Raw genomic sequence first — 22,850 nt, forward strand, 5'->3', positions numbered from 1 at the left:
CGGTCCGGGTTACATCGTGTCGGGGAGGGTGTTCCAGAACATCAGCTCGTAGTCCTGGAAAAGGCGTGCGTACTGGCGAGCGAGGGACTCGGTGATCGTTCCCGCGTCGAGCCCGGCCTGCACCGCGGACTCGGCCTGTACGTCGGCGCCGGGCTCCGGAGCGCCGAACAGGTCGAAGAACTCGCAGTCCGAATCGGACAGTCCGTACCGAGTGCGCAGTGCTCGGGCGACCTCGGCGCAGTAGGCGCCGAACGCGGCGAAGTTCGACACGATCGCCACCGCCGCGTCGCCGGGGTCGGCGTGCAGGGCCAGCCACGACAGGTACGCCGGGTACGCCTGGCAACCGGCCTGCGGGCGGTAGTCCGCGACGTCCTGCTCGCTCCAGCCCAGTGCCGCGGACAGCTTGGGCAGCGCTCCCAGCGCGGTTCCCTCACCTTGGGCGAGGCCGGTGAAGAACTCGCAGGTGGGACGGTCGGCGGCGCGTGCGGCCAGGGTCAGGAAGCTGCGCCGGTCACAGGGCACGATGCGGGATTCCTCGGCGGCCAGCGCCGCCAGCACCGACGTGGGCGCTGCCCCTTCCCGCACCAGCGGGACCAGGCGGTTCTCCCCCTCCCGGGGGGCGAGTTCCTGATGAATCGACTCCAGCAGAGCAAGCGCGGTACCGGTCATGACCTGGATGGTCGCACGGGAAAGACCGCGGCGGGCGCGGTCACCGGCGAGACCACAGCGCCCGATTCCGAGTCATACCAACGAAACTCGGACGTTCGGCGACGTTGTGCCGACTACGACTCCGCGCCGAACCGCATCGCGAAGTCGTTCAGCGCCAGGCTGGCCACCGGCCGCCGTCCCCCTAGCCAGCCCAGCGGGCCGTCCGGTTCGAACCGCCACGCCGAGCTGCACCACTGGACGGTCGACGAGCCGCTGACCCGCGTCTGCTGGAAACCGTTCAGGTCCTGGGCGACGCGGTAGGCGAACGGCCAGGAGCCGGGCAGCGGTGCGAGGCGGGTGAATCCGGCCGAGGCGATGCCGTCGGCGGCGAACGACGCGACGCGCGAGAAGCGCGGCTCACCGGTGGTGGAGCGCAACCGGAATTGCGCCTGCCGCTTGGGAATGCCCCACAGTTCCCGGCCGCCCTGTTCGGAGTCGGCGCTGTCCACCCAGATGTGGCTGATGTGCACGCGCGGCACCATCCGGTCGTACACCAGCACCGCGGTGAGCAGCTCGTTGTACTCCATGACGCTGCCCGGCCCGTAGATCACCCAGGCGGTCCCGACCAGCCCGGAGCCGCCGACCAGCACGGGCGGCGTCTCCACGGGACTGCTGGGCAGTTCCGTCTCCGGCAGCCGCCACAGCGACAGGTGCATGCTGCCGCGCAGTTCCCAGGGTTCGGGCGGGTAGGGCATCGATTCTCCTCTTCACTGGTGTTCCGCCTGCGAACGTCAGACCGGGGTCACCGGCAACCGCAGGGCGCCGGGGGCCGCTTCCGGGACGACGGGACGGGCAGGGGGGCTCGGCTCGATCGGGCTGTAGGGCTCGCCGAGCTCGGGACGGCCGTCCGGTTCGCCCTTGTTCGGCCACAGCGCCATCGCGCGCTCGGCCTGCGCGGTGATGGTCAGCGACGGGTTCACCCCGAGGTTCGCCGAGATCGTCGAACCGTCCACGACGTGCAGGCCCGGGTGGCCGTAGAGCCGGTGGTAGGCGTCGACCACCCCGTGCTCGGCGTCCGAACCGATCGCGCAGCCACCGATGAAGTGGCCCGTGATCGGCACGTTGGCCAAGTCCGCCCAACTGCCCGCGGGCACACCGTCGATCTTGTCCGCCAGCGAACGGGCCGCCGCATGCCCGCTGGGGATCCACGTCGGGTTCGGCTCCCCCGCGCCTTGCTCGCTGACGAGTTTCCGGCCGAACAGGCCGCGTTTGGTGCGCAGCGTCAAGGAATTGTCCACCGCCTGCATCACCAGCAGCACGATCGTCCGCTGCGACCAGTGGCGCGGGTTGTGCAGCGTCGGCAGGTCCCGCCAGTTCCGCAGCATCCTCCGCAACCCCAGCAACAGCCGGTTGCGGCCCGGCTTCGGGTCCACCAGCGTGGCCTCCAGCAGCGCCAACATGTTGCTGCCCTTGCCGTAGCGCACCGGTTCGATGTGCGTCGTCGAATCCGGATGCAGCGAGGACGTGATGGTCACGCCTTCGCTGAAGTCCTGTTCGCCGCCACGAGCCCGGGCGGCGAGGATCTGCTCCGAGTTGGTGCGGCTGAGCACCCCCAGCTGCGACGAGATCCCCGGCAGCACCGCCTCGTCGCGCATCTTGTGCAGCAGTTTCTGGGTCCCCAGCGCGGATGCGGAGAACACCACTTCGGCGGCGGTGAACGTGCGGCGCTGCTTGCGGATCCGCCGGCCGGTGCGCACCGTGTCCACCGCGTAACCGCCGTCGGGCAGCGGGCGCACCGCGGTCACCGTGGTCAGCGGATGCACCGTCGCGCCCGCGCTTTCCGCCAGGTGCAGGTAGTTCTTCGCCACCGTGTTCTTCGCGTTGTGCCTGCAGCCGGTCATGCACTCGCCGCAATGCAGGCAGCCCGTGCGGTCCGGGCCTGCGCCGCCGAAGAACGGGTCGGACACCGTCTTGCCCGGCTCACCGAAGTACACCCCGACCTGGGAGCGGTGGTAGGTCCCGGCGATGCCCATGTCCTCGGCGACCTCGCGCATCGCGCGGTCCGATGGTGTGTCGCGAGGGTTCTCGGTGACGCCCAGCATCCGCTTGGCCTGGTCGTAGTAGGGCGCGAGTTCGTGCTTCCAGTCGGTGATCCCGGCCCACTGCGGGTGCGCGTAGAACTCCGCGGGGGGTTCGTAGAGCGTGTTCGCGTAGACCAGCGATCCGCCGCCGACGCCCGCTCCGCTGAGGATCAGCACGTCCTTGAGCAGGTTGAGCCGGAAGATGCCGTAGCAGCCCAAAGCGGGGATGTAGAGGTAATCCCGCACCCGCCACGATGTCTTCGGGAAATCCGCGTCGGTGAACCGCTTGCCCGCTTCGAGCACGCCGACCCGGTACCCCTTCTCCGTGAGCCGAAGCGCGGAGACTCCGCCGCCGAAACCGGAGCCGATGACGAGCACGTCGTAGTCATGGCCGGGCATGCACACCTCGCAGAGGATTCGGGCCGTCGTTGGCCCGATCAGAACAGTGGACTCGCGACTTCACGGGAATTCGGGAACCGAGGCCCCGCCGGAACCGATGTCGATCAGGACGTGGATGGTGCCAGAACGTCGTAATCGGCAAGATCCAGGCCTCGGGTGCGACGACGGTATTCGGTCATCGAGCCCGGCCAGTTGGTGCTGATCCGCCCGCTCTCGTCGCGGTACCAGCTCTGGCAGGAAGTGAACACGCTTTCGCGCAGCCGCTGCTGGATCTCGTCGTCGAAACGCTCCGCGGCCTCCGGGCGCACCTCCAGCGCCGCGCCGGGGCGGCGGGCCAGCCTCCGCACGAGGCGCGCCACGTACTTGGCTTGGCTTTCCAGCATGTGCACGACGGAACCGGAACCGAGATTGGTGTTCGGGCCGTACATCACGAACATGTTCGGGAACCCGGGCACCGCCATGCCGAGGTAGGCGCGGGCGCCCTTCTCCCACGCCTCGTCCAGCCGGGCGCCACCGACACCGCGAACCGCGATCGAGGACAGGAAGTTGCTCGCGTCGAACCCGGTCCCGAAGATCACGACGTCGGCGGGGTGCTCGGTGCCGTCCTCGGTGCGCAGCCCGTTCGGCGTGACCCGCTCGATGCGGCTGGTCTCCGCCCGGACGCCGGGCCGGTTGAACGCCGGGTAGTACTCGCTGGAGAACAGCACCCGCTTGCAGCCGATCGGATGGTCCGGCGCGAGGTCCTCGCTCACCTTCTCCGTGCGCACCTGCGTGCAACGGTGCCACTTCGCCGCGAGCGAGAACGCTTTGCCGAGGGGCTGGGCGGTCGTGAGGCCGCGACCGGCCGCTTCGAAGAACGCCCACACGCCGAACCGCATCAGCGACTGCGCGCCGGGGACGTTGCGGAACACGAACCGGTGCCAGGGCCGGTAGGCGCGGTCCGGGCGCGGCACCACGTGCGGCGCGGACCGCTGGAACACCGTGAGCCCTCGGACCCGGCCGGCGATGGCGGGCACGAACTGCACCGCACTCGCCCCGGTGCCGATCACCGCGACCCGCTTATCGCGCAGGTCGAGCTGGTGGTCCCAGCGGGCCGAGTGGAACATCGGACCGGTGAAATCCCCCATACCCGGCAGGTTCGGGATGAACGGCTCGCTGAGCTGCCCCACCGCGGGCACCAGCACATCGGCCTCGATGACCTCACCCGCGTCGGTGCGCAGCCGCCACCGGCGGGATTTCTCGTCGTAGTCGGCCGCCTCGATGGTCGTGTTCAGCCGCAGGTTCCGGGTCAGCCGGTGCTGCTCGACGCATCGCCGCAGGTAGCGCAGGATCTCCGGCTGCTCGGCGAACCGGCGCCGCCAGGTGGGTTCCGGCACGAACGAGTAGGAGTACAGGTGCGAGGGAACGTCGCAGGCCGCGCCCGGGTAGGTGTTGTCCCGCCACACCCCGCCGACACCGCCGGCGCGCTCGAAGATCGTGAACGAGGTGTGCCCGGCGCGTTTGAGCTGAGCGGCCACCGCGATGCCCGCGAACCCGCTGCCGATGATGGCGACATGGGGTTGGCGGATCGGCGACATGGAGGCTCCTCGTGGTCGTGCACTGCGGACACGATCACGTTAATCGCGGTTCGCCCCTGCGGTCTGACGCCGACGGTCAGATCATTGACAGTTTCGGACATCGCGCCGCCGGAGCCCGTTCACCGCGGGGCGGCCAGGGCGCGGCGCAGGATCTTGCCGGTCGGATTGCGCGGGACCGACCGGACCAGTTCGACCTCGCGCGGGACCTTGTGCCGGGCCAGCCGGGCGCGGACGAACTCGATGATCTCCTGCGGTCGCAGCTCCGCGCCGGGAATGGGCACCACGTACGCGTGCAGCCGCTGCCCGAACTCCGGGTCGGCGCCGCCGAACACCGCCACGTCCTTGATCGCGTGGTGGGTCGCGATGACGTGTTCCACTTCGGCCGGGAACACGTTCTCCCCACCGGAGATGATCATGTCGTCGGCTCGACCGTCCACAAAGAGCAGTCCGGCGGCGTCGAGGTGGCCGAGATCCCCGGTGTCGACGAGCCCGCCGATCCGCGGTCGTCCGGCGCTGGTGGTGTAGCCGCTGAACATCAGCGGCCCACCCGCGAAGATCCGCCCCACCTCTCCGGCCCGGGTGATGGGCCGGTTGTGCGCGTCGTAGAGCCGCACCTCGCACCCGCGCGGGCTACGCCCCACTGTTCCCGGTGCCCGGCGCAGATCCCGCGGCGTCGCCACCGCGGCCACCGCCGCCTCGGTGGAGCCGTACAGGTTGTAGAGCACCTCACCGAGCCGCTGCGCGGCGTCCTCGACCAGTTCCGGCGCCAGCACCGAACCCGACACCACGATCACCCGCAGCGTCGATGTGGTCGAGCGCAGGAAATCCGCGTCCAGTTCGAGCAGCCGTCGCAGCACCGTCGGCACCAGCACCAACGCGGTGCACCCGTGCTCGTGCACCGCGCGGGCGACCTGCTCGGCGTCGAACCTGCGCCGCACCACGACGGTGCTGCCGAGCCCGAACGCCAAGGTCAGCTGCGAGTAGCCGATGGCGTGGAACAGCGGGGAGGCGATGAAGGTGGCTTCGCCGGAGCGCAGCGGAATCCGGTCGAGGAATTCGGCGGCGCTCAACGCCGAACGCACCTCGCGGCGGGCGCCTTTGGGGCGTCCGGTGGTACCGCTGGTCAGCAGCACGACGCCGCCCGGGCGCCGCGGCTGCGGCACCACCGGATCGGGTTCCGGTGCGCGCTCGGCCTCGTCGAGCAGGTCCTCCAGAGTCGTGCCGCGCCGCACTCCGGCGGCGGGCCAGGCTTGGAAGCACGGCAGGCGCAGCCGCGCCTCCTCCACCAGCGGCTGGAATTCGGCGTCGACGACCAGCGCGGCGGCCTGCTCGTGACCGAGCACCTCGGTCAGTTCCGGCGCGGCGAACCCGGTGTTGACCAGCACCACGTTCGCCCCGAGCTTGCCGCAGGCCAGCAGGGTCAGCACCAACCAGCGGTGATCCCGGCACAGCACCGCGATCGTGTGGTCTGCCTCGAATCCCCTGTCGCGCAGCGCGATCGCCATGGCCTCGGAAGCCCGGTCCAGCTCGGCATAGGTCATGCCACCGCGTTCATCGATGAGCCCGACGGCGTCCGGCCTGCTGCGCGAGACGTGCCGCAACGCCCCCACGAGCGGTCCCCAAGCACGTACGTCGGCGAAGCCGCGCAACACGCTGCCGGGCGAAGTGGGCGAGCCCATCCCGGCTCGGGCGAGCACCCGCAGCCCGCGGACTCCGTGGACGGTCCTGCGCACCGCTCCCGCGCTGTCGGTTCGGTCTTGCCGTGCCATGAACGCCCCTTCGCCGGTCGATCCGCCGGATATGACCGGCACCACTTTTCGACCTCCCCCGGAGCGCGTCAAGCAAGCCGGTTCGCGGGCGGAATTTTTTGTCACCCGAGTGATAAAGAACCGACAGCCGATTCCGCCAAGCGGCGCAGTGGCCCACTCCATTGCGCCGCACTCGAACAGTCCATTTCGGACCAATCGGAGTGATCGACCCACTCCTGTGCAGGTCAGCGCCGCAGAGGCGGGATCTTTCACGCATCCACCCCTTCGCCATCTACCGTCCACATCGAATGCACAGTGGATTCACCGACTTGGAAGATCGACTTCACGACGATCCGCCGCCGGAGATCACGTCGAGGCCCGCACGACGATGCGCCGGGAGGCACGCGGGACCAGCCCGCCGATGAGCCCGCGAAACCGACGCTGAGCTGGGCTTATCGAGACGACTTGTCGAGGTACCCGACGTTCGCGTTTCCCCCGCTCGTCCGGATTGCCTAACGTCGTGGGCATCCGGGCGAGCCTGCGGGCGTCGCCGGTCGACCGATCAACAGGAGGGCGAGGATGACAGCGCACACACTCGACGGCAAGGTCGCGGTGGTCGCGGGAGGCGGCAAGAACCTCGGCGGCCTGATCAGCACCAAGCTCGCTGAGGCGGGCGCCAAGGTCGTGATCCACCACCACTCCGAATCCTCGAAGGCGGATGCGGAGCGGACGGCCGAGGCCGTCCGGGCGGCCGGTTCCGCCGCGGTCACGGTCGCGGGCGACCTCACCCAGGTCGACGACGTGCGCCGGCTGTTCGACGTGGCCGTCGACGAGTTCGGCGGCGTCGACGTCGCGGTGAACACGACCGGCATGGTGCTGCGCAAGCCGATCGTGGAGACCTCCGAGGACGAGTACGACCGGATGTTCGGCATCAACGCGAAGGCCGCGTACTTCTTCCTGCAGGAAGCCGGTCGCCGGATCAACGACAACGGCAAGATCATCAGCCTGGTGACCTCACTGCTCGCGGCGTTCACCGACGGCTACTCCACCTACGCGGGCGGCAAGGCTCCGCTGGAGCACTTCACCCGCGCGGCCGCCAAGGAGTTCGCCGACCGCGGCATCTCGGTGAACAACATCGCGCCGGGACCGATGGACACCCCGTTCTTCTACCCGCAGGAGACGCCGGAACGGGTCGAGTTCCACAAGTCCCAGGCCCTCGGCAACCAGCTCACCAAGATCGAGGACATCGAGCCGCTGGTGCGCTTCCTCGCGACCGAGGGCTGGTGGATCACCGGACAGACGATCTTCGCGAACGGCGGGTACACCACCCGCTGAACGGACCGCCCGGAAGGGTGTCGCAGGATCGTGGGGCGGCCGGAGCGGGGGGCCGGCCGCCCCACGGGCACGGGGGCGCCGTGCGCAGGAAACCAGCTCCGGTGGAAGAAGGAACGTGGCTGAACGAGGAATCACCGACCGGCATCGGGTCATGCGAGCACGCGACCCGCGCGAGGCGCACCGTGCCTCGACACCGCTGGAGCTGCTGTTCGACCTGTGCTTCGTGGTGGCCGTGTCGCAGGTCGCCACCCAATGGCATCACGCCCTCACCGAGGGGCACACGGGTGTGGGGCTGCTCGGCTACGTGATGGTGTTCTTCGCGATCTGGTGGGCGTGGATGAACTTCACCTGGTTCGCCTCGGCCTACGACACCGACGACGTCCCGTACCGGCTGCTGACCCTGCTGCAGATGGCCGGAGTGCTCGTGCTCGCCGCGGGCGTCCCGGCCGCGTTCACCGACTTCGACTTCACCGTGATCACGCTCGGCTACGTCGTGATGCGAGTGGCGATGATCGGGCAGTGGCTGCGCGCCGCGGCCGAACACCCTGAGGGACGCCGGACCGCGCTGCGCTACGCCGCGGGCATCGCCGTGGTCCAGCTCGGCTGGCTCGCCCGGCTCGCGCTCCCGCAGCCCTGGGGCCTCGTCGGCTTCCTGGCGCTGGCCGCCGCGGAGATGCTCGTTCCCATCTGGGCGGAGTACCGCGGCGAAGCCACGAGCTGGCATCCCGAGCACATCTCCGAGCGGTACGGCCTGCTCACCATCATCGTGCTCGGTGAGGTCATCCTCGCCACACTGGCCGGTGTGCAGGACGCGATCTCCGAACACGGCCTCTCCCCGTCCGTGGCGCTGGTGATCGTCGGCGGCCTGATCCTCGTGTTCGCCCTGTGGTGGATCTACTTCACCGGGGCCGAAGCCCGCCTCGGGTCGTTGCGCACCGCGCTGATCTGGGGATACGGCCACTACCTGATCTTCGCTGCGGTCGCCGCCGTGGGCGCGGGGCTGCACACGGCCCTCGACGTCGCCGAGCACGCCGCGCACACCTCCGCCCGCACCGGCGGGTTCGCGGTCGCCGTGCCCGTCGCGATGTTCCTGCTGGTGCTGCTGTTCCTGCACCGACTGACCGCCACGGGCGCCGCGGACCGGCCGATCATCATCGCGGGTGGCGCCGTGCTGGTCCTCGCACTGGCCGCGGCAGGCAACGCCATGGGCATCGGTGCCACGGTGGCCGCCATCGGACTGGCCACCGCCGCCACCCTCGCCGCGGAACTGGCGAGCGCCGCTCGCGCCGCCCAGAGGACATGACGTGGGCCTGGACCTGCGCAAGCTGGAGCACCTGGTCGCCGTCGCCGAAGAGGGCGGTTTCACCCGCGCGGCGACCAGGCTGCACCTGTCCCAGCAGGCGCTGAGCACCTCCGTGCGCAGCCTCGAACGCGAGGTCGGCGTCCCGCTGCTGCGCCGCGACGCCGCCGGCGTCACCCCGCTACCCGCCGGGCAGGCGCTCATCGACGACGCCCGCATCCTCAACGGCATCGCCCGCTCGGCGCTGCACCGGGCACGCCGCATCGGCCGAGGCGGCTCCGAGACGCTGCGCATCGGGCACACCCCGGCGGTGACCAGCGACGAGGTCACCGCACTCGTGCACACCGCGCTGGCGGAGCTGCCCGGTCTGCACACCGACGTGCACCAGCACTACCCGCCGCGGCTGACCGATGACCTGCTCAGCGGCGAGATCGACCTCGGCCTCTGCCGCGGCATCCGACCCGAGCACGGGCTGACCCGCAGCACCCTCACCCAGGACCGGCTGGCCGTCGCCGTCGCCGTGGACCACCACCTCGCCGGGCGGGAACACGTGCAGCTGACCGAGCTGGCCCGCGAACGCCTCGTGGTCTGGGGAGATCCCGGCCGGTCCGGCTACACCGACCTGTTGCTCGACCACTGCCGCCAAGCCGGGTTCGAACCGGACTACCTGCGCAATCCGATCCAGGGCACTCCACCGGTCACGGCCGTGATCGGGACCGACTGCGTCGCACTGGTGACCGCACCTCCAGGGCCGGCCGCGGGCGGGAGAACCCAGGTCGTCGAGCTGCGCCCGACGCTGCTCGCCCCGCTGCACGCGCTGTGGCCCGCGCACATCAACCACGCCACCCGCGACGCCTTCCTCCGCGCCACCGGCGGCTGACTCCCGGGCGAGCTCACCAGGCGGCTCCGTTCACCAGGCCGGGCCACGGCCGCGCGGTTAGCCTCCGAAACCACGAGCCGTCTCGGAAGGAGCTCGCCTCGTGACTCAGCCGCCACGCCGCCTGTTGCTGGTCAGCGCCACCATCGGCGAAGGGCACAACGCCACCGCACGAGCAGTCGAAGAAGCGGCCCGCGCCCGTTGGCCGGAGTGCACGGTGACGTGGGCGGACGCGTTGGAGCTGATGGGCTCCTGGGTGCCCCGGACGTTCCAGCGCATCTACGTGACCAACGTCGAGTCGACGCCGTGGCTCTACGACTTCTTCTACGCGGCGCTGTGGCGGCAGCGCTGGTTCGCCGACGGCTGCCGCCGCTTCGTGGGCTCCTGGTGCGGGCGGCGGCTGCGCCCGCTGCTGGCGGCGCGGCGCCCGGACCTGATCGTCTCGACATATCCGCTGGGCACCGCAGGATTGGACTGGCTGCGCCGACGAGGTGAGCTGGACGCGCCGATCGCGGCGGTGATCTCCGACTTCGCCCCGCACCCGTTCTGGGTGTACTCCGAGATCGACCTGCACTACGTGATGAGCGAGAACGGGCTGCGTGCCGCACATCGCGCGCAACCCCGCTCGGTGCACGCCGTGAGCGCCCCACCCGTGGAGACCCGGTTCCGCCCGCGCGAGAAGTCCGCCGCACGCCGGGACTGCGGGCTGCCCACCGAGGGCCGGATCCTGCTGATCTCCTGCGGCTCACTGGGTTTCGGTTCCGTCGAACGCGCCGCCGACGCCGCGCTGCGCACCGGGATCGACCACGTGGTCGTGCTGTGCGGCCACAATGAGCCGCTGCTGCGCCGGCTGCGGGACCGCGCGGAGCAGGACGCGCGCCTGATCCCGCTGAGCTGGGTGCGGGACGTGCCCGCCTACACGGCGGCGGCCGACGTGGTGGTGACCAACGCGGGCGGTGCGACCGCGCTGGAAGCACTCGCCTGCGGACGCCCGGTCCTGATGGTGGAGCCCATCGCCGGGCACGGCCGCGCCAACGCCCGACTGATGGCCGAGGCGGGGCTGGCCGAGCTGTGCGAAGACGGGGACGCGCTGACCCGGACGCTGCACCTGCTGATCACCGAACCGGCGGCACTGCGCGACGCCGAGCAGCGCGTGCTCGACCACCTCGCCGCCACCGGCCGGTTCGCGGACCAGGTCGCCGAACTCGCGCACCTGCGAGTGCCGTCGAAACCTCGGCGGCTACGCGGTCAGGACGCGTTCTTCGTGCACGCCGACACCCCGGTCGTTCCCCAGCAGACCGGCGCCGTCCTGTCGCTGAGCACCACGGACCGGGCAATGACGACCGCCGACTGGATCGACCACCTCGGCCGCCTGATCAGCACCAGGGCACCGGACCTGCCGATGCTGCGTCACCGCCTGAGCACGCCGCCCGGCCACCGGCCGTACTGGGTCCCGGTCCGGGAGTTCACCGTCTCCGAGCACCTGAGCCACCACGAACTGCGCACTGCCGACCCCGCCGAACGGGAGAAGGTCGAACGCGAGTTCTTCACGGCTCCGTTGCGCCGCGACCGCCCGCCCTGGTCGATGAAACTGGTCCGCCGTCCGGGCGCCGAGCTGGTGACGATCCTGGTCAAAATGCATCACGCGCTGGGCGACGGGCTGGTCATGACGTCCTCGCTGCTGCGGCTCCTCGCCGACTCACCACCGCAGGCCCCCGCTCCCGTCGTCCCGGTGCCGTCACATCCGCGCCGCGCCGCGGCGGTGCTGCGCGGCCTGCTCAGCCTCGCCGCGACGAGCACCGCGCCCACCGCGACGCGGGGAAGCAGTACCTCCGCCCGCCGATTCGCGTGGCTGGAGCTGCCCGCCGAGGAGGTACGAGCATGCGCCGCCGCGCATCGGGTCAGTCGCAGCGCGCTGCTGCTGGCGACACTGGCCGAAGCGCTGCACCGGCTCGATGAGAACAACACGACGCAGCATTCGATCCGCGCGATGGTGCCGCGCAGCACCGGCGAGGGCAACGACGAGTTCGGCAATCACACGGCCGGAGTGCCGGTCGACCTCCCGCTGGGGCAGATGGTTCCCAGGCGCCGTCTCAACGAGGTCGCGGCCCGGCTCGCCCACTCCCAGGGGCACGGGCGCCCCGCCGCGGCCGCGGCCGTGCTCCGGGCGCTCGCCGCGCTGCCCGCTCCGCTGCACGCCGAAGCGGTGCGCGCGACGTACCGCGCGCGCTTCTTCCGGACCATCGTCTCGATCATGCCCGGCGGCTTCGACACGACGCTGGTCGCCGGGGCACCGTTGCACACGGTGCATCCCGTGCTGCCGTTGGCCGACGGAGTGGGGCTGGCCGTCGGCATGTTCCATTGGAACGAGCGCACCGGCATCGGCGTCACCACCGACCCCGGGTTGTTCGCGGACGTGGACGAGCTCGCCGACCAACTCCGGCACGCGTTCACCGCGCTGCGCGACGCCGAGCCGGCGGACGTGGGCTCGTGAGCTCGACGGGCACGATGCTGGGCGTGGCGGTGCCCGCCGCCGTGCTCGGCGCGGCCGGGTTCGGCCTGGCCAGCGCCGTGCAGCAGCGGGCGACCAAGCAGGTGCCCACCAGCCGCACGCTGGATCCCCGGCTGCTGTGGGATCTGGTGCGCAAGCCGATCTGGGTGCTCAGCATCGGGACCGTCCTGGCGGGCCTCGCGCTGCAGATGGTGGCGCTCGCGTTCGGGCCGCTGGTCCTGGTGCAGCCGCTGCTGGTGACCTCGGTGCTGTTCGGGGCGGTGTTCGCGGCGGGCATGGCGCACCGCAAGCTCGACCGGGTCCTGGTGCTCGGCGCGCTGGCCGTGATGGCGGGACTGGCCGTGTTCCTGCTGCTGGCCCGCCCCGCGGGTGAGGGCACCGGGTTCACGGCATCGGCCGACGTCCGGCCGCTGGCGGTGCTGCTGGCAGTGGTCGTGGTGGGGTGCGTGCTGGCCGCGAACCGGTTCCCCGGCGAGGTGCGGGTGCTGTCGCTCGCCCTGGCCACCGGCGTCCTCTACGGCGTCACCGCGGGCCTGATCAAGGTCGTCGCCGAACAACTCCGCCACGGCGGCATCGCCGAACCGTTCACTCAGCCGAGCCTCTACGTCGTGTGCGCGCTGGGGCCGGTGGGGTTCCTGCTGAGCCAGAACACCTTCCAGCAGGGCAAGTTCATCTCCCCCGCGCTGGCGGTCATCACCGCGGTCGATCCGCTGGTGGGCATGGCGATCGGAGTGAGCTGGCTCGGCGAGCGCATCGAGACCTCACCACCCGCGCTGGTGGGGCAGGCCTTCGCCGCGATGGCGTTGCTGGTGGGGATCTGGGTGCTGACCCATCGCGGCGAGCACCTGAGACGGGTCGCGGAGATGCGCGCCGGATGAGGTGGCCCGAATGACGTGGCACAGCGCCCTGGTGACCGGCGGTTCCTCCGGCATCGGCGCCGCGCTCGCGTTGGAGCTGGGCTCGATGGGGTGCGAGCCGGTGCTGGTCGGCCGCGACGCCGAGCGGCTCGCCACCGTCGCCCGCCGCAGCGGTGGCCGCCCGCTGGTGGCGGATCTGACCGATCCCGCCGGGCTGGACCGGGCGGCCACGGCCGCCGCCGACACCGACCTCGTGATCAACAACGCCGGATTCGGCTGCGCGGCACCGCTATCGGCGATGTCGGGCCGGCTCGTGGACGAGCTGATCGCGCTGAACCTCACCGCCCCGCTGCAGCTGACCCGCGCGGCGCTGCCCGATCTGGCGCGGCGCGGCGGTCAGGTCGGATTCGTCTCGTCCATCGCCGTGGTGGGCGTGCGGGAGGAGGCGGTGTACGCGGCGACGAAAGCGGGGCTGCGCGCCTTCGCCGCCAGCGTGGCCCACGAAGGTGTACCGGTGACGACCGTGTTCCCCGGCGTGGTGAACACCCGCTTCTTCGATCGGCGCGGCCCCTGCACTCGCCGCCGTCCCCGTCCCGTGCCGCCGGAGCGGGTGGCGCACGTGTTGCTGCGAGCGCTGGCGGAGGGGACCTCCGAGGTGTTCGTACCGAGTTGGCTGGGTCTCGCCGCCCGCGCGCACGGCGCGCTGCCGGGAACGTTCCACCGGTTGGCTCGACGCTTCGGCTGACCGGGCGGCGACGGCCTCAGGCCGGTGCCCGGCGGGCGAAGCGCAGCGTGATGCCCTCGCCGTGCAGTTCCCTGCGCAGCCACCAGATGGAGCCGACGGCGGCGACCGCGACCAGGCTGAACGAACCGGCGGTGCTGGCCAGCAGGAAGTGCCCGATGGTCGCCTGCGCCAGCGCCCACAGCGTGGTGAACCCGTTGATCGTGAACACCAGCGCCCACAGCAGCGAGACCCGGCGGAAGAACCGCTGGACCCTGGCGTGACCGATCAGCGATGGCGGCAGGATGCAGAAGTCGTCGGCGAGCTTCGCGATCAACGTCCGCTCGAACAGCAGCGAGCCGAGGAACAGCAGTGCGACGAGGAAGTTCTGCAGGCTGGGTTCCAAGAAGTACAGGAAAGAGCTGTTCGTCACGAAGCCCACGATCGTGCGCACCACCAGCACCCCGGTGGTCAACATCAGCACCAAGGGCACCTGCACCCGCAGCGCGAGCCGGACCGCGACGGCCCCCAGGCCCCAGACGAGCGCGGCGATCAGACCGCCGGTCAGTCCGGTGAAGGTGAACAGGACGTAGAAGAGCACCAGCGGTGCGATGACCGTCTCGCCCAGGTGCTTGGCGGCGTGCCACAGGTGCGATGGGAGCGCGTCGAGGTGCACGACCTGCGATGGCTTCTGCATTCGTATCGGCGTCCGTCGTTGGGGGGCGGGAGCCCAATCGTAACCGTTCCGTTGCCGAACACCAGGGGGATGGGCTAATGCTCTCACCCGTTCAGGGCACGTATCGACTCACGCAGTGAACCCATCGTGGCCAGTACCGCGGTGGGCTCGTAACCGCAATGCGCCATGCAGTTGGCGCACCGCGGATCCCGGCCGCGCCCGTAGGAGTCCCAGTCGGTGTCCTCGAGCAGCTCCCGGTACGTCTCCGCATACCCGTCGCCCATCAGATAGCACGGGCGCTGCCAGCCGTAGAGCGAGTACGACGGGATCGCCCACGCCGTGCAGCCGAAGTCGACCTTGCCCTCGAGGAAGTCCAGGAACCTCGGTGAGTGGTTGAAGCGCCACTTCTTGCGCCTGCCGTCGGCGAACACCTTCGCGAACAGCTCCCGCGTCTCGGCGACCCCCAGGAAGTGCTCTTGATCCGGCGCCTTGTCGTAGGCGTAGGCGGGCGAGAGCATCATCTGGTCCACCTCGAGTTCGTCGTTGAGGTAGTCCAGCACCTCGATCACCGAGGCCGGGGTGTCGGTGCTGAAGAAAGTGCTGTTCGTGGTGATCCGGAACCCGCGGCGCTGCGCGTCCTTCACGTTGTCCACGGCCTGCTCGAACACGCCCTGCTTGCACACCGACGCGTCGTGGCGCTCCTGGAGCCCGTCGATGTGCACCGCCCACGAGAAGTAGGGCGACGGGCTGAACTTGTCGATCTTGCGCGGCATCAGCAGCGCGTTCGTGCACAGGTACACGAACTTCTTGCGGCGCACGAGCTCGGCGACGAGCACGTCGATCTCAGGGTGCATCAGCGGTTCTCCCCCGGCGATGGAGACGACCGGCGCGCCGCATTCCTCGACGGCGGCCAGCGCGCGCTCCACCGGCATCCGCTGCTTCAGCACACCGGCGGGGTGTTGGATCTTGCCGCAGCCCGCGCAGGCCAGGTTGCAGGCGAACAGCGGCTCCAACTCCAGGGTCAGCGCGAACTTCTCCCGCCGCGCGATCTTCTGCCGCACCAGATAGGAGCCGACGCGAATGGCCTGCCGCATCGGAATGCCCATGGCCGTACCTCCAGAACGGATCGGTGGAATGAAAGTCTTCGAACGCCCGCCGTCGGCCGAGCCGATGCGGGCGACGCCGCTCACCGCGACGAGTCGCGTGGCCCCGGACGACATCGACGCCGGGCGGAGCCGTTTTCGGCCGCCCACTCGACGATCACCGGGGCGAGCCGCCGCAGGCGCAGCAACGCCCGAACCGAGCGGTCGGGGGTGCGGACGTGCGCCAGCGGAGCCACCGCCGTGTCGACCACGACCCGCACCACCGCACACAGCCGCTCCCCTGCGATGCGCGCGAGCGCGGCGGATTCCATGTCGACGGCCACCACGCCCGTGGTGGCCAGTGCTGCGCGTTCCGCCCCGCCCACCACGTGATCAGCGCTGCTGATCGGGCCGACGAGGACCCCGAAACCGGCGGTGCGCAGCCGATCGGCCAACGCTAGGGCACCTGGTATCCGCACCGTGTCCGTCCCGTCGCGCACCTCGTCGGCGACCACGACCGCTCCGGTGGCGGTGGCGCCGACCCCTCCGGCCAGGCCGGCGACGGCCAGCGAGTCGTGCTCACCGACACCTGCCGAGCCGAGTTCGCGGGCGCTGCGCCGCGGCCCGAGCCCGGTTCGCAGCACCGCGGCCCGCGAAGCGCCGCCGAGCGCGAACGCCTCGCACCGCAGCGGTGCGCACAGCAGCACCCCGGCGCCGGTGACCTCACCGCCGCTGGGCGCCACCGAATCGGGCCGGGCCATCGCGCTCACCGCCGCGTCACTGCCCCACCGCGCGCTCGTACCGTCCGAGCGCGGTGAGCGGGAAGATCAGCCGGTACAGGTGGTAGTTGATCAGGAAGTCGCCGGGGAATCCGGTGCCGGTGTACTGCGGCTCGTCCCAGGTCCCGTCCGAGCGCTGCGTGGTGGCCAGGAACTCCACCCCGTTGCGCACCGCCTCCCCGGTGTGCCCGCCCAAGGCCAGCAACGCCATCAGCGCCCACCCGGTCTGCGAGGCCGTGGAGGTGCCGACGCCGATCCAGCGCGCATCGGTGTAGGAGCGCATGTCCTCGCCCCATCCGCCGTCGGAGTTCTGGTGCTGCTCGAGCCACCGCGCGGCGCGGCGCAGCGCCGGATGGTTCACGGGCACCCCGGCTTCGACCAGTGCGGGAACCGCGGCACCCGTTCCGTACACGTGGTTCGCGCCCCAGCGCCCGAACCACGAGCCATCGGCCTCCTGGTTCTCCAGCAGCCATCGCACGCCGGCGCGGACCACCGGATCGTCCCGGTGTCCCACCGCGGACAGCGCCTCCACGACGTGCGCGGTGACGTCGGCCGACGGCGGGTCGATGACCTCGCCGAAGTCGCAGAACGGCAGCCGCGTGACGAGCTTGCCGGTGTTGTCGGCGTCGAACGCGCCCCAGCCGCCGTCGCGGGACTGCATGCCACGAAGCCAGTGCACGCCGCGGTCGAGGGCGCGGCGCACCGCATCGGGTTTGGTGTGCTCGACCCGGTTCAACGCCAGCAGCGCGACGGCGGTGTCGTCGGTGTCGGGGTAGCCGTCGTTCTCGAACTCGAAGGCCCACCCGCCGGGCGCCAGGTTCGGCCTTCGCACCGACCAGTCCCCGGTGACCCGGACTTCCTCGTCGAGCAGGTAGTCCGCCGCGCAGCGCAGCGCGGGATGATCGGCGGGCAGCCCCGCGTCCCGCAACGCCTGCACGCTCAGCACCGTGTCCCACACCGGTGACTGGCACGCCTCCATCCGGCGCACCGGCCCGTCCGATGTCAGTTCGTTGATGAGGAATCCGTCGAGCCCCGCGAGCCCTTCGCGCAGCACCGGATGTTCCAGCGGGTAGCCGAGCAGGTGCAGCGCCAGCAGGGAGTACACCCACGGCGGCTGGATGCCGCCCCACGAACCGTCGGCCTCCTGCCGGGCCACGATCCACTCGGCGGCGCGGCGCATCGACAGTTCCCGCAAAGCGCGCACCGGCCGTCGCTGGTAGCGGTGCAGCACGGCGTCGAGCGCGTGGAAAGCCCGGTCCCAGCCGCCCGACGACCGACGCGGGCTGCGCCCGGTGCGCAGTTCCGAAACGCTCACGCCCAGCTCCCGGCGGGGCCGCAGGGTGCAGACCACGGTCAGCGGAACCACGGTCTGCCGCGCCCAGCACGCCCAGTCGGCCAGGTTCAGCGGCATGGATTTGCCCAGCAGCACCACTTCCGGCGGCATCGCGGGCAGTTCGTCCCAGGACCACTCGCCGAACAGGGCCAGCCAGATCCGGGTGAACACCCGGGTTCCTTCGATGCCGCCGTTGGCGAGGATCCACGCCCGAGCAGTGATCATGTGCTCGGAGTCCGAGGGGTCCCCGGCGAGCTTGAGCGCCGTGTACGCCTCAACGGTGGTCGAGAGGTCGCCGGGGCCGCCGTGGAAGGTCGCCCAGGTTCCGTCCTCCCGCTGCTGAGACCGGATCCAGCGCGCGGCCCGCGTGGTCTCTTCGGGGGTCCGGATGCCGAGGAACTGCCGCATCAGCAGGTCTTCGACGTCCATCGTGACGTTGGTCTGCAACTCCCCCTTCCACCAGCCGGCGTCGTCCTGCAGCGACAGCAGGTGCTCGCGGGCCGCCAGCAGCGCCGCGTGCGCGCGGACACCGCTTCCCACGGGCAGGTCTGGAAGGGTCTGCTGCTCGACCCCGGATCGGGTCAGTTGTTCGGTCACCATTGCCTCCGCACGATGAATTCCGCGAGTTCGGTCAGGGCGTCCACCGCGGGACCTGTTCGGCCGCCGGTGTGCAGGTGCGCGAACGCGGCGGTGAGCCTGCGTTCGCATTCGGTCTCGGCCCAGTCCCGCGCGCCCGTCTGCCGCACCAGGTCGGCGGCCAGCTCGGCGCGGTCCCCGAGCAGCTGCCCGGGTTCCTGGTAGAGCCGGTGCAGTCGCTCGCCCGCCGAGGTGCCGGAGGTGAGTGCACGCACGATCGGCGCTGTCTTCTTCCGCGCCCGCAGGTCGGACAGGACCGGTTTTCCGGTGGTCGCGGGATCTCCCCACAGGCCGAGGAGGTCGTCGACGAGCTGGAAGGCCATCCCCAGCTCCATTCCGAAGGCGTGCAGCCGGGACACCGTCGCCGCATCGCCTCCGGCGGACAGCGCGCCGAGCGCACACGCACCGCCGAGCAGCGCGGCGGTCTTTCCTTCGACCATCCGCAGGCATTCGGCGAGGCCGACGTCGTGGCGTCGTTCGAATGCGAGGTCGGCGGCCTGCCCGACGATGAGGCCGCCGGTCGCCGAGGCCAGCATCCGCACCGACTCGGCGGCGTGCGGAATCGGCGTTTCCACCAGCACGTTCGTGCCGAGCGACAGCAGCGCGTCCCCCGCCAGCAGCGCCGCGGGCCTGCCGAACACGGTCCACGCGGTCGGCCGGTGCCGTCGGGAGGCGTCGTCGTCCATCAGGTCGTCGTGCAGCAGCGAGAAGTTGTGCACGAGCTCGACCGCGGCCGCCGCCCGCACGGGGGCGGGCGCCTCTTCGCTCACCGCGCGCGCGGTGAGGAAGACCAGCGCCGGGCGCAGTGCTTTGCCGGTGCGGCCGTCCGGAGTGCCATCGGCGTGCACCCAACCGAAGTGGTATTCGCAGACGCGCCGGGTGTGCTCGTCGAGCGCACCGACGGCGGCGCGCAGCGCGGGCTCCACCTGCTTGCGGGATGTGGTCAGCACGTTGGGCACGGCAAGGGTCATCGGGGTACCTCCACGCCAGCTCGCGAGGCGTCTCCGGCAGCCGTCCGCAGCACGCGCACGGCCTGCTCTCCGCTGCGCACAGCGCCTTCGAGGGTGTCGGGCCAGCCGGTCGCGGTCCACGCTCCCGCCAACGCGAGACCGGTCGGTCCGATGTCGGCCGCGGGACGCAGCGCGCCGGTTCCGGGGGTCTGGTCGAACGTCGCTCGCGGTTCCCGGGTGACGAAGAAGTCCTCGACCCGCGCGTGCCTCGCCGCGGGCAGCACGTCCCGCAGCGCGGGAAGGAACACCTCCCGGACCTCGTCGGCTCGCCGGTCCAGATATTCGTGGGCGGCCGACAGCGAGATCGCCAGGTACTGGCCGTGCGGCGCCCCGGCGATCGAGGTCCGGTCGAACAGCCACTGAACCGGAGAGTCGAGCACCGCGGCCATCGGCTCGCCGAGCACCGGCCGGTCGTAGCGCACGTGCACGTTGACGATCGGCGCCGCCGACAATCCGGCCCACCGCCGAGCCTGCGGCAGCGGCAGTCCCGCCAGCAGCGCGGTGGCGTGCGAGTGCGGCACCGCGAGCACCACGGAATCGGCGTTGAGCACGTCGTCCCCACCGCGACCGCGGACCGGGACGCGCCAGCCCGGTTCGTCCCGGCGCACCGCCGCCGCCTTGGTGCGCAGCAGCACTCGAACTCCGGCCGTGTCCAGGGCGCGATGTGCGACCGTGCCGTGCAGCTCCCCCAGCGGGCGAGACGGAATCCCGATGTCCGCGGCGTCCGGAGCGTCGAGCACGCCGGTGCGGAACACCTTCACCGCCAGCGCCAGCGAAGCCCGCTCCGGCTGCGCGTTGAGCGCCGCCACCGACAGCAGCCCCCACAGGGCGTCCACGGCCCGTCCCGACTCGCCACGCGAGCGCAGCCAGGCACCGAAGCTGATCTCGTCGAGCGCGGGGTCCGCCGGATCCAGCGCGCGCAGCGCCATCGCGGTGCGGGCCGCGCCGAGGCGGTCGCCGAGGCCGAGCTCGCCGTATCCGAGCAGCGCGGGCGCGAAGTGCGCCGGAGCAGGCAGCCGCCGCCGCAGCAGCACGCTCGGCCGTCCGGTCGGGCTGAGCACCGGAATCCGCAACCGTGGCTGCAGCCGGATTTCGTCGGCGGCGCCGATCCTGCGCAGCAGCGCGCGATAGGCGGTGTAGCAGCGCAGGATCACGTGCTGCCCGGTGTCGACGGCCAGTTCGCCTCGCTGGAACGAACCCGCCGCGCCGCCGAGGCGGGCGCGGGATTCCAGCAGCGTCACGCGAAATCCCTCGTCGGCGCAGCGCAACGCGGCGGTGACACCGGCGAGGCCACCACCGACGACGAGGACCTCGCTGCTCACGGCGCCATCCCCGCCATCGACCGCGCCGCGACGCCCGCCTTGCGCCAAGGCGACAACGAGGTGCGGGAGCGCATGGCGCGAGCGGGTGCGACGGCGATGGCGTGCAGCATCTCGTGGTAGATCCCGGACATCGACGCGCAGCAGGCGCGGCTGCGCCGGTCCAGCATCGGCAGCAGCGCGAACCCTTCCCGATACCACTGTTCGGCCCGGTGCACTTCGAACCGCACGAGCCGCGCCAGCCCGTCCGCTTCGCGCGCCGTCGGGCCGGGTTCGCCCGGAACGAGGTGCACCCCGAACCGGCGCAGGTCCTCAGCCGGCAGGTAGACGCGTCCGTTGTCGTGATCCTCGCGGACGTCGCGCAGGATGTTGGTCAGTTGCAGCGCCACCCCGAGCGAGTCGGCGCGACGGTCCGCGAGCGCCCGGTCGCCGGTCCCGAACACGCCGAGCGAAAGCCTGCCGATGGAACCGGCCACGCAGCGGCAGTAGTGCAGCAGCTCGGCGAAGGTCGCGTATTCGGCACCGCGCACGTCCGCCTCGCAGCCGTCGATCAGGTCGTCGAACGCGGACATCGGCAGCGCGAGCCGCGACTCCGCGTCGGCCACGGCCACCAGCACGGGATCCGCCGACCGCGGGCTCGCCTCGTGCAGTGCGGCCCGGGCTTGCGCGAGCAGCCGCAGCTTCTCCGGAGCGGGCAGTTCCCCGTCACCGATGTCGTCGACGCGGCGGGCGAACGCGTAGACCGCGGAGAGCGCTCGGCGTTTCGGTCCCGGCAACAAGCGGATCCCGTAGTAGAAGTTGCGGGCGCGGGCGCGGGTGATGCGCTCGCATTCCCGGTAGGCCTCCTGCACTGAGGTGTTCACCAGGAGCCTCCTGAGAGCAGCAGCCGTGCCCATTCGACGGCGATGCGCGTGCGGGCGGGTGTCGCGTCGACGCTGACCGGGTCGAACCGGGCGGCGGCCAACGCGCGTGCGGTGGCTCGGCCTCCCGCGACGTATCCGGCCACCGCGAGCCGCGCGGGCAACGGCAGCAGCCCCACCAGCGGCGCACCGGAGTCGAGCAGCCGCCTGGCGCGCACGACCTGGAACCGCAACATCGCCCGCCAGTGCCCGGGTGCGCTGCCGGATTCGAGTTCGTCGAGCCGGCACCCGTAGTGGTGCAGATCCGCTTCGGGAAGGTAGACGCGGCCTTGGCGGTGGTCTTCGAGCACGTCCTGGCAGTGCTCCAGGATCTGCAGCGCGGTGCAGATCCGGTCGGAGAGCGCGACGAGTTCGGGGCTCGCGCAGCCGAAAATGTGCAGCACCGACTCGCCGACGGGATTGGCCGACAGCGCGCAGTAGTCGACGAGTTCGGCGAACGTGCAGTAGCGGTGCACGTGCTGGTCCCGCCGGTTGGCGTCGATCAGCCGCGTCAGCACGTCCTTGGGCAGGCCGCACTCGTGGACGGTGATGGCGAGGGCTCGCAGCAGCGGGATGCGCGGAGTGCCCCGGTACACGTGGCCGAGGTCGGCTTCGAGGTGGTCCAGGAGGATGTCGCGGTTGCCCGGAGCTTCGTCGCCCGCGTAGTCGACCAGCCGGAAGTATCCGTACAGCGCCATCAGGTGGGTGCGCGGGCCGCTGGGCAGGACGCGTGCCGCCACGGGAAAGTTCTCGTTTCCCGCTCGTGCGAGCACGGCAGCGGTGTCGGGAAGCTGCGCGGTGAAGTCCGTCGCCCGCTCGGTCGTGCGCTCGTCGGCCAGCCGCCCACGAGCCCGAGAAATGTCCACTGTGGCCCTCTCCCGCCTACGACCAGGGGTGTCCGGTCAGAGTAGGACCGCTCCTGAGCCGGATGCAGGCCGAACCCACACCTTCGTGTGGTGAGCGGATTTCACGTTTCCGCCCAACTGTCCATTGTGGATTTCACTGGATCCGTTGCAATCGGGTTCGCCAGGGCCTCCCTCCGCGGAAGCCGACCCCGAGGC

The 22,850-nt window shown here is 71.1% G+C and carries 19 protein-coding genes; 6 read left to right on the plus strand and 13 right to left on the minus strand.

Annotation, left to right across the window (positions count from 1 at the left end; genetic code table 11):
* Positions 1 to 9: 9 nt before the first annotated feature.
* The 5 genes from H2Q94_RS17650 to H2Q94_RS17670 form a co-directional block, all read right to left on the minus strand.
* The gene (locus H2Q94_RS17650) at positions 10 to 669 is read right to left on the minus strand and encodes a thiaminase II/PqqC family protein (RefSeq protein WP_243788289.1); all 660 of its coding nucleotides are present in this window, start codon (positions 667 to 669) and stop codon (positions 10 to 12) included.
* A 113-nt stretch (positions 670 to 782) separates the two neighbouring features.
* On the minus strand, positions 783 to 1,403 hold the full coding sequence (locus H2Q94_RS17655; RefSeq protein WP_243788290.1) for an acetoacetate decarboxylase family protein: 621 nt from the start codon (positions 1,401 to 1,403) through the stop codon (positions 783 to 785).
* 36 nt (positions 1,404 to 1,439) lie between these two features.
* Positions 1,440 to 3,128 (minus strand): GMC family oxidoreductase N-terminal domain-containing protein, encoded by a 1,689-nt coding sequence (locus H2Q94_RS17660; RefSeq protein WP_243788291.1) that lies wholly within the window; start codon positions 3,126 to 3,128, stop codon positions 1,440 to 1,442.
* Between the two features lie 104 nt (positions 3,129 to 3,232).
* Complete coding sequence (locus H2Q94_RS17665; protein WP_243788292.1) at positions 3,233 to 4,705, minus strand: flavin-containing monooxygenase; 1,473 nt, start codon at positions 4,703 to 4,705, stop codon at positions 3,233 to 3,235.
* A gap of 119 nt (positions 4,706 to 4,824) precedes the next feature.
* Complete coding sequence (locus tag H2Q94_RS17670) at positions 4,825 to 6,474, minus strand: AMP-binding protein (RefSeq protein ID WP_243788293.1); 1,650 nt, start codon at positions 6,472 to 6,474, stop codon at positions 4,825 to 4,827.
* A gap of 558 nt (positions 6,475 to 7,032) precedes the next feature.
* Between H2Q94_RS17670 and H2Q94_RS17675 the strand changes: the two genes are divergently transcribed.
* The 6 genes from H2Q94_RS17675 to H2Q94_RS17700 all read left to right on the plus strand — a co-directional run bounded on the left by H2Q94_RS17675 (position 7,033) and on the right by H2Q94_RS17700 (position 14,079).
* Positions 7,033 to 7,788, plus strand: a complete 756-nt coding sequence (locus H2Q94_RS17675; RefSeq protein WP_243788294.1) for an SDR family oxidoreductase — start codon at positions 7,033 to 7,035, stop codon at positions 7,786 to 7,788.
* A 115-nt stretch (positions 7,789 to 7,903) separates the two neighbouring features.
* The gene (locus H2Q94_RS17680; protein WP_243788295.1) at positions 7,904 to 9,091 is read left to right on the plus strand and encodes a low temperature requirement protein A; all 1,188 of its coding nucleotides are present in this window, start codon (positions 7,904 to 7,906) and stop codon (positions 9,089 to 9,091) included.
* Between the two features lies 1 nt (position 9,092).
* Positions 9,093 to 9,968 carry a LysR family transcriptional regulator gene (locus H2Q94_RS17685; RefSeq protein WP_243788296.1) on the plus strand — a complete coding sequence of 292 codons (876 nt, stop codon included), beginning with the start codon at positions 9,093 to 9,095 and terminating at the stop codon, positions 9,966 to 9,968.
* Between the two features lie 100 nt (positions 9,969 to 10,068).
* Entirely contained in the window at positions 10,069 to 12,459 is a 2,391-nt protein-coding gene (locus H2Q94_RS17690; RefSeq protein ID WP_243788297.1) for an MGDG synthase family glycosyltransferase, read from the plus strand.
* A complete protein-coding gene (locus H2Q94_RS17695; RefSeq protein ID WP_243788298.1) occupies positions 12,456 to 13,355 on the plus strand; it encodes a DMT family transporter in 900 nt (299 codons plus the stop codon). The genes H2Q94_RS17690 and H2Q94_RS17695 overlap by 4 nt, the downstream gene beginning before the upstream one ends.
* 10 nt (positions 13,356 to 13,365) lie before the next feature.
* The gene (locus tag H2Q94_RS17700) at positions 13,366 to 14,079 is read left to right on the plus strand and encodes an SDR family NAD(P)-dependent oxidoreductase (protein ID WP_243788299.1); all 714 of its coding nucleotides are present in this window, start codon (positions 13,366 to 13,368) and stop codon (positions 14,077 to 14,079) included.
* Positions 14,080 to 14,095: 16 nt separating this feature from the next.
* Here H2Q94_RS17700 and H2Q94_RS17705 read toward each other — a convergent pair whose 3' ends face one another.
* The 8 genes from H2Q94_RS17705 to hpnC form a co-directional block, all read right to left on the minus strand.
* Positions 14,096 to 14,752, minus strand: coding sequence for a VC0807 family protein (locus H2Q94_RS17705; protein ID WP_243788300.1), 657 nt, complete (start codon positions 14,750 to 14,752; stop codon positions 14,096 to 14,098).
* Positions 14,753 to 14,835: 83 nt separating this feature from the next.
* Complete coding sequence (gene hpnH, locus H2Q94_RS17710; protein WP_243788301.1) at positions 14,836 to 15,837, minus strand: adenosyl-hopene transferase HpnH; 1,002 nt, start codon at positions 15,835 to 15,837, stop codon at positions 14,836 to 14,838.
* 80 nt (positions 15,838 to 15,917) lie between these two features.
* The gene (locus H2Q94_RS17715; protein ID WP_243788302.1) at positions 15,918 to 16,574 is read right to left on the minus strand and encodes a nucleoside phosphorylase-I family protein; all 657 of its coding nucleotides are present in this window, start codon (positions 16,572 to 16,574) and stop codon (positions 15,918 to 15,920) included.
* Positions 16,575 to 16,590: 16 nt separating this feature from the next.
* Complete coding sequence (gene shc / locus H2Q94_RS17720; RefSeq protein ID WP_243788303.1) at positions 16,591 to 18,525, minus strand: squalene--hopene cyclase; 1,935 nt, start codon at positions 18,523 to 18,525, stop codon at positions 16,591 to 16,593.
* The gene (locus H2Q94_RS17725; RefSeq protein WP_243788304.1) at positions 18,519 to 19,532 is read right to left on the minus strand and encodes a polyprenyl synthetase family protein; all 1,014 of its coding nucleotides are present in this window, start codon (positions 19,530 to 19,532) and stop codon (positions 18,519 to 18,521) included. Before H2Q94_RS17725 ends, shc begins: the two co-directional genes overlap by 7 nt.
* A complete protein-coding gene (gene hpnE / locus H2Q94_RS17730) occupies positions 19,529 to 20,893 on the minus strand; it encodes a hydroxysqualene dehydroxylase HpnE (RefSeq protein WP_243788305.1) in 1,365 nt (454 codons plus the stop codon). Before hpnE ends, H2Q94_RS17725 begins: the two co-directional genes overlap by 4 nt.
* Entirely contained in the window at positions 20,890 to 21,786 is an 897-nt protein-coding gene (gene hpnD / locus H2Q94_RS17735) for a presqualene diphosphate synthase HpnD (protein WP_243788306.1), read from the minus strand. The genes hpnE and hpnD overlap by 4 nt, the downstream gene beginning before the upstream one ends.
* The gene (gene hpnC, locus H2Q94_RS17740) at positions 21,750 to 22,655 is read right to left on the minus strand and encodes a squalene synthase HpnC (protein WP_243788307.1); all 906 of its coding nucleotides are present in this window, start codon (positions 22,653 to 22,655) and stop codon (positions 21,750 to 21,752) included. Before hpnC ends, hpnD begins: the two co-directional genes overlap by 37 nt.
* Positions 22,656 to 22,850: the final 195 nt, after the last annotated feature.

The organism is Saccharopolyspora gloriosae (assembly GCF_022828475.1).
Lineage (GTDB): Bacteria > Actinomycetota > Actinomycetes > Mycobacteriales > Pseudonocardiaceae > Saccharopolyspora_C > Saccharopolyspora_C gloriosae_A.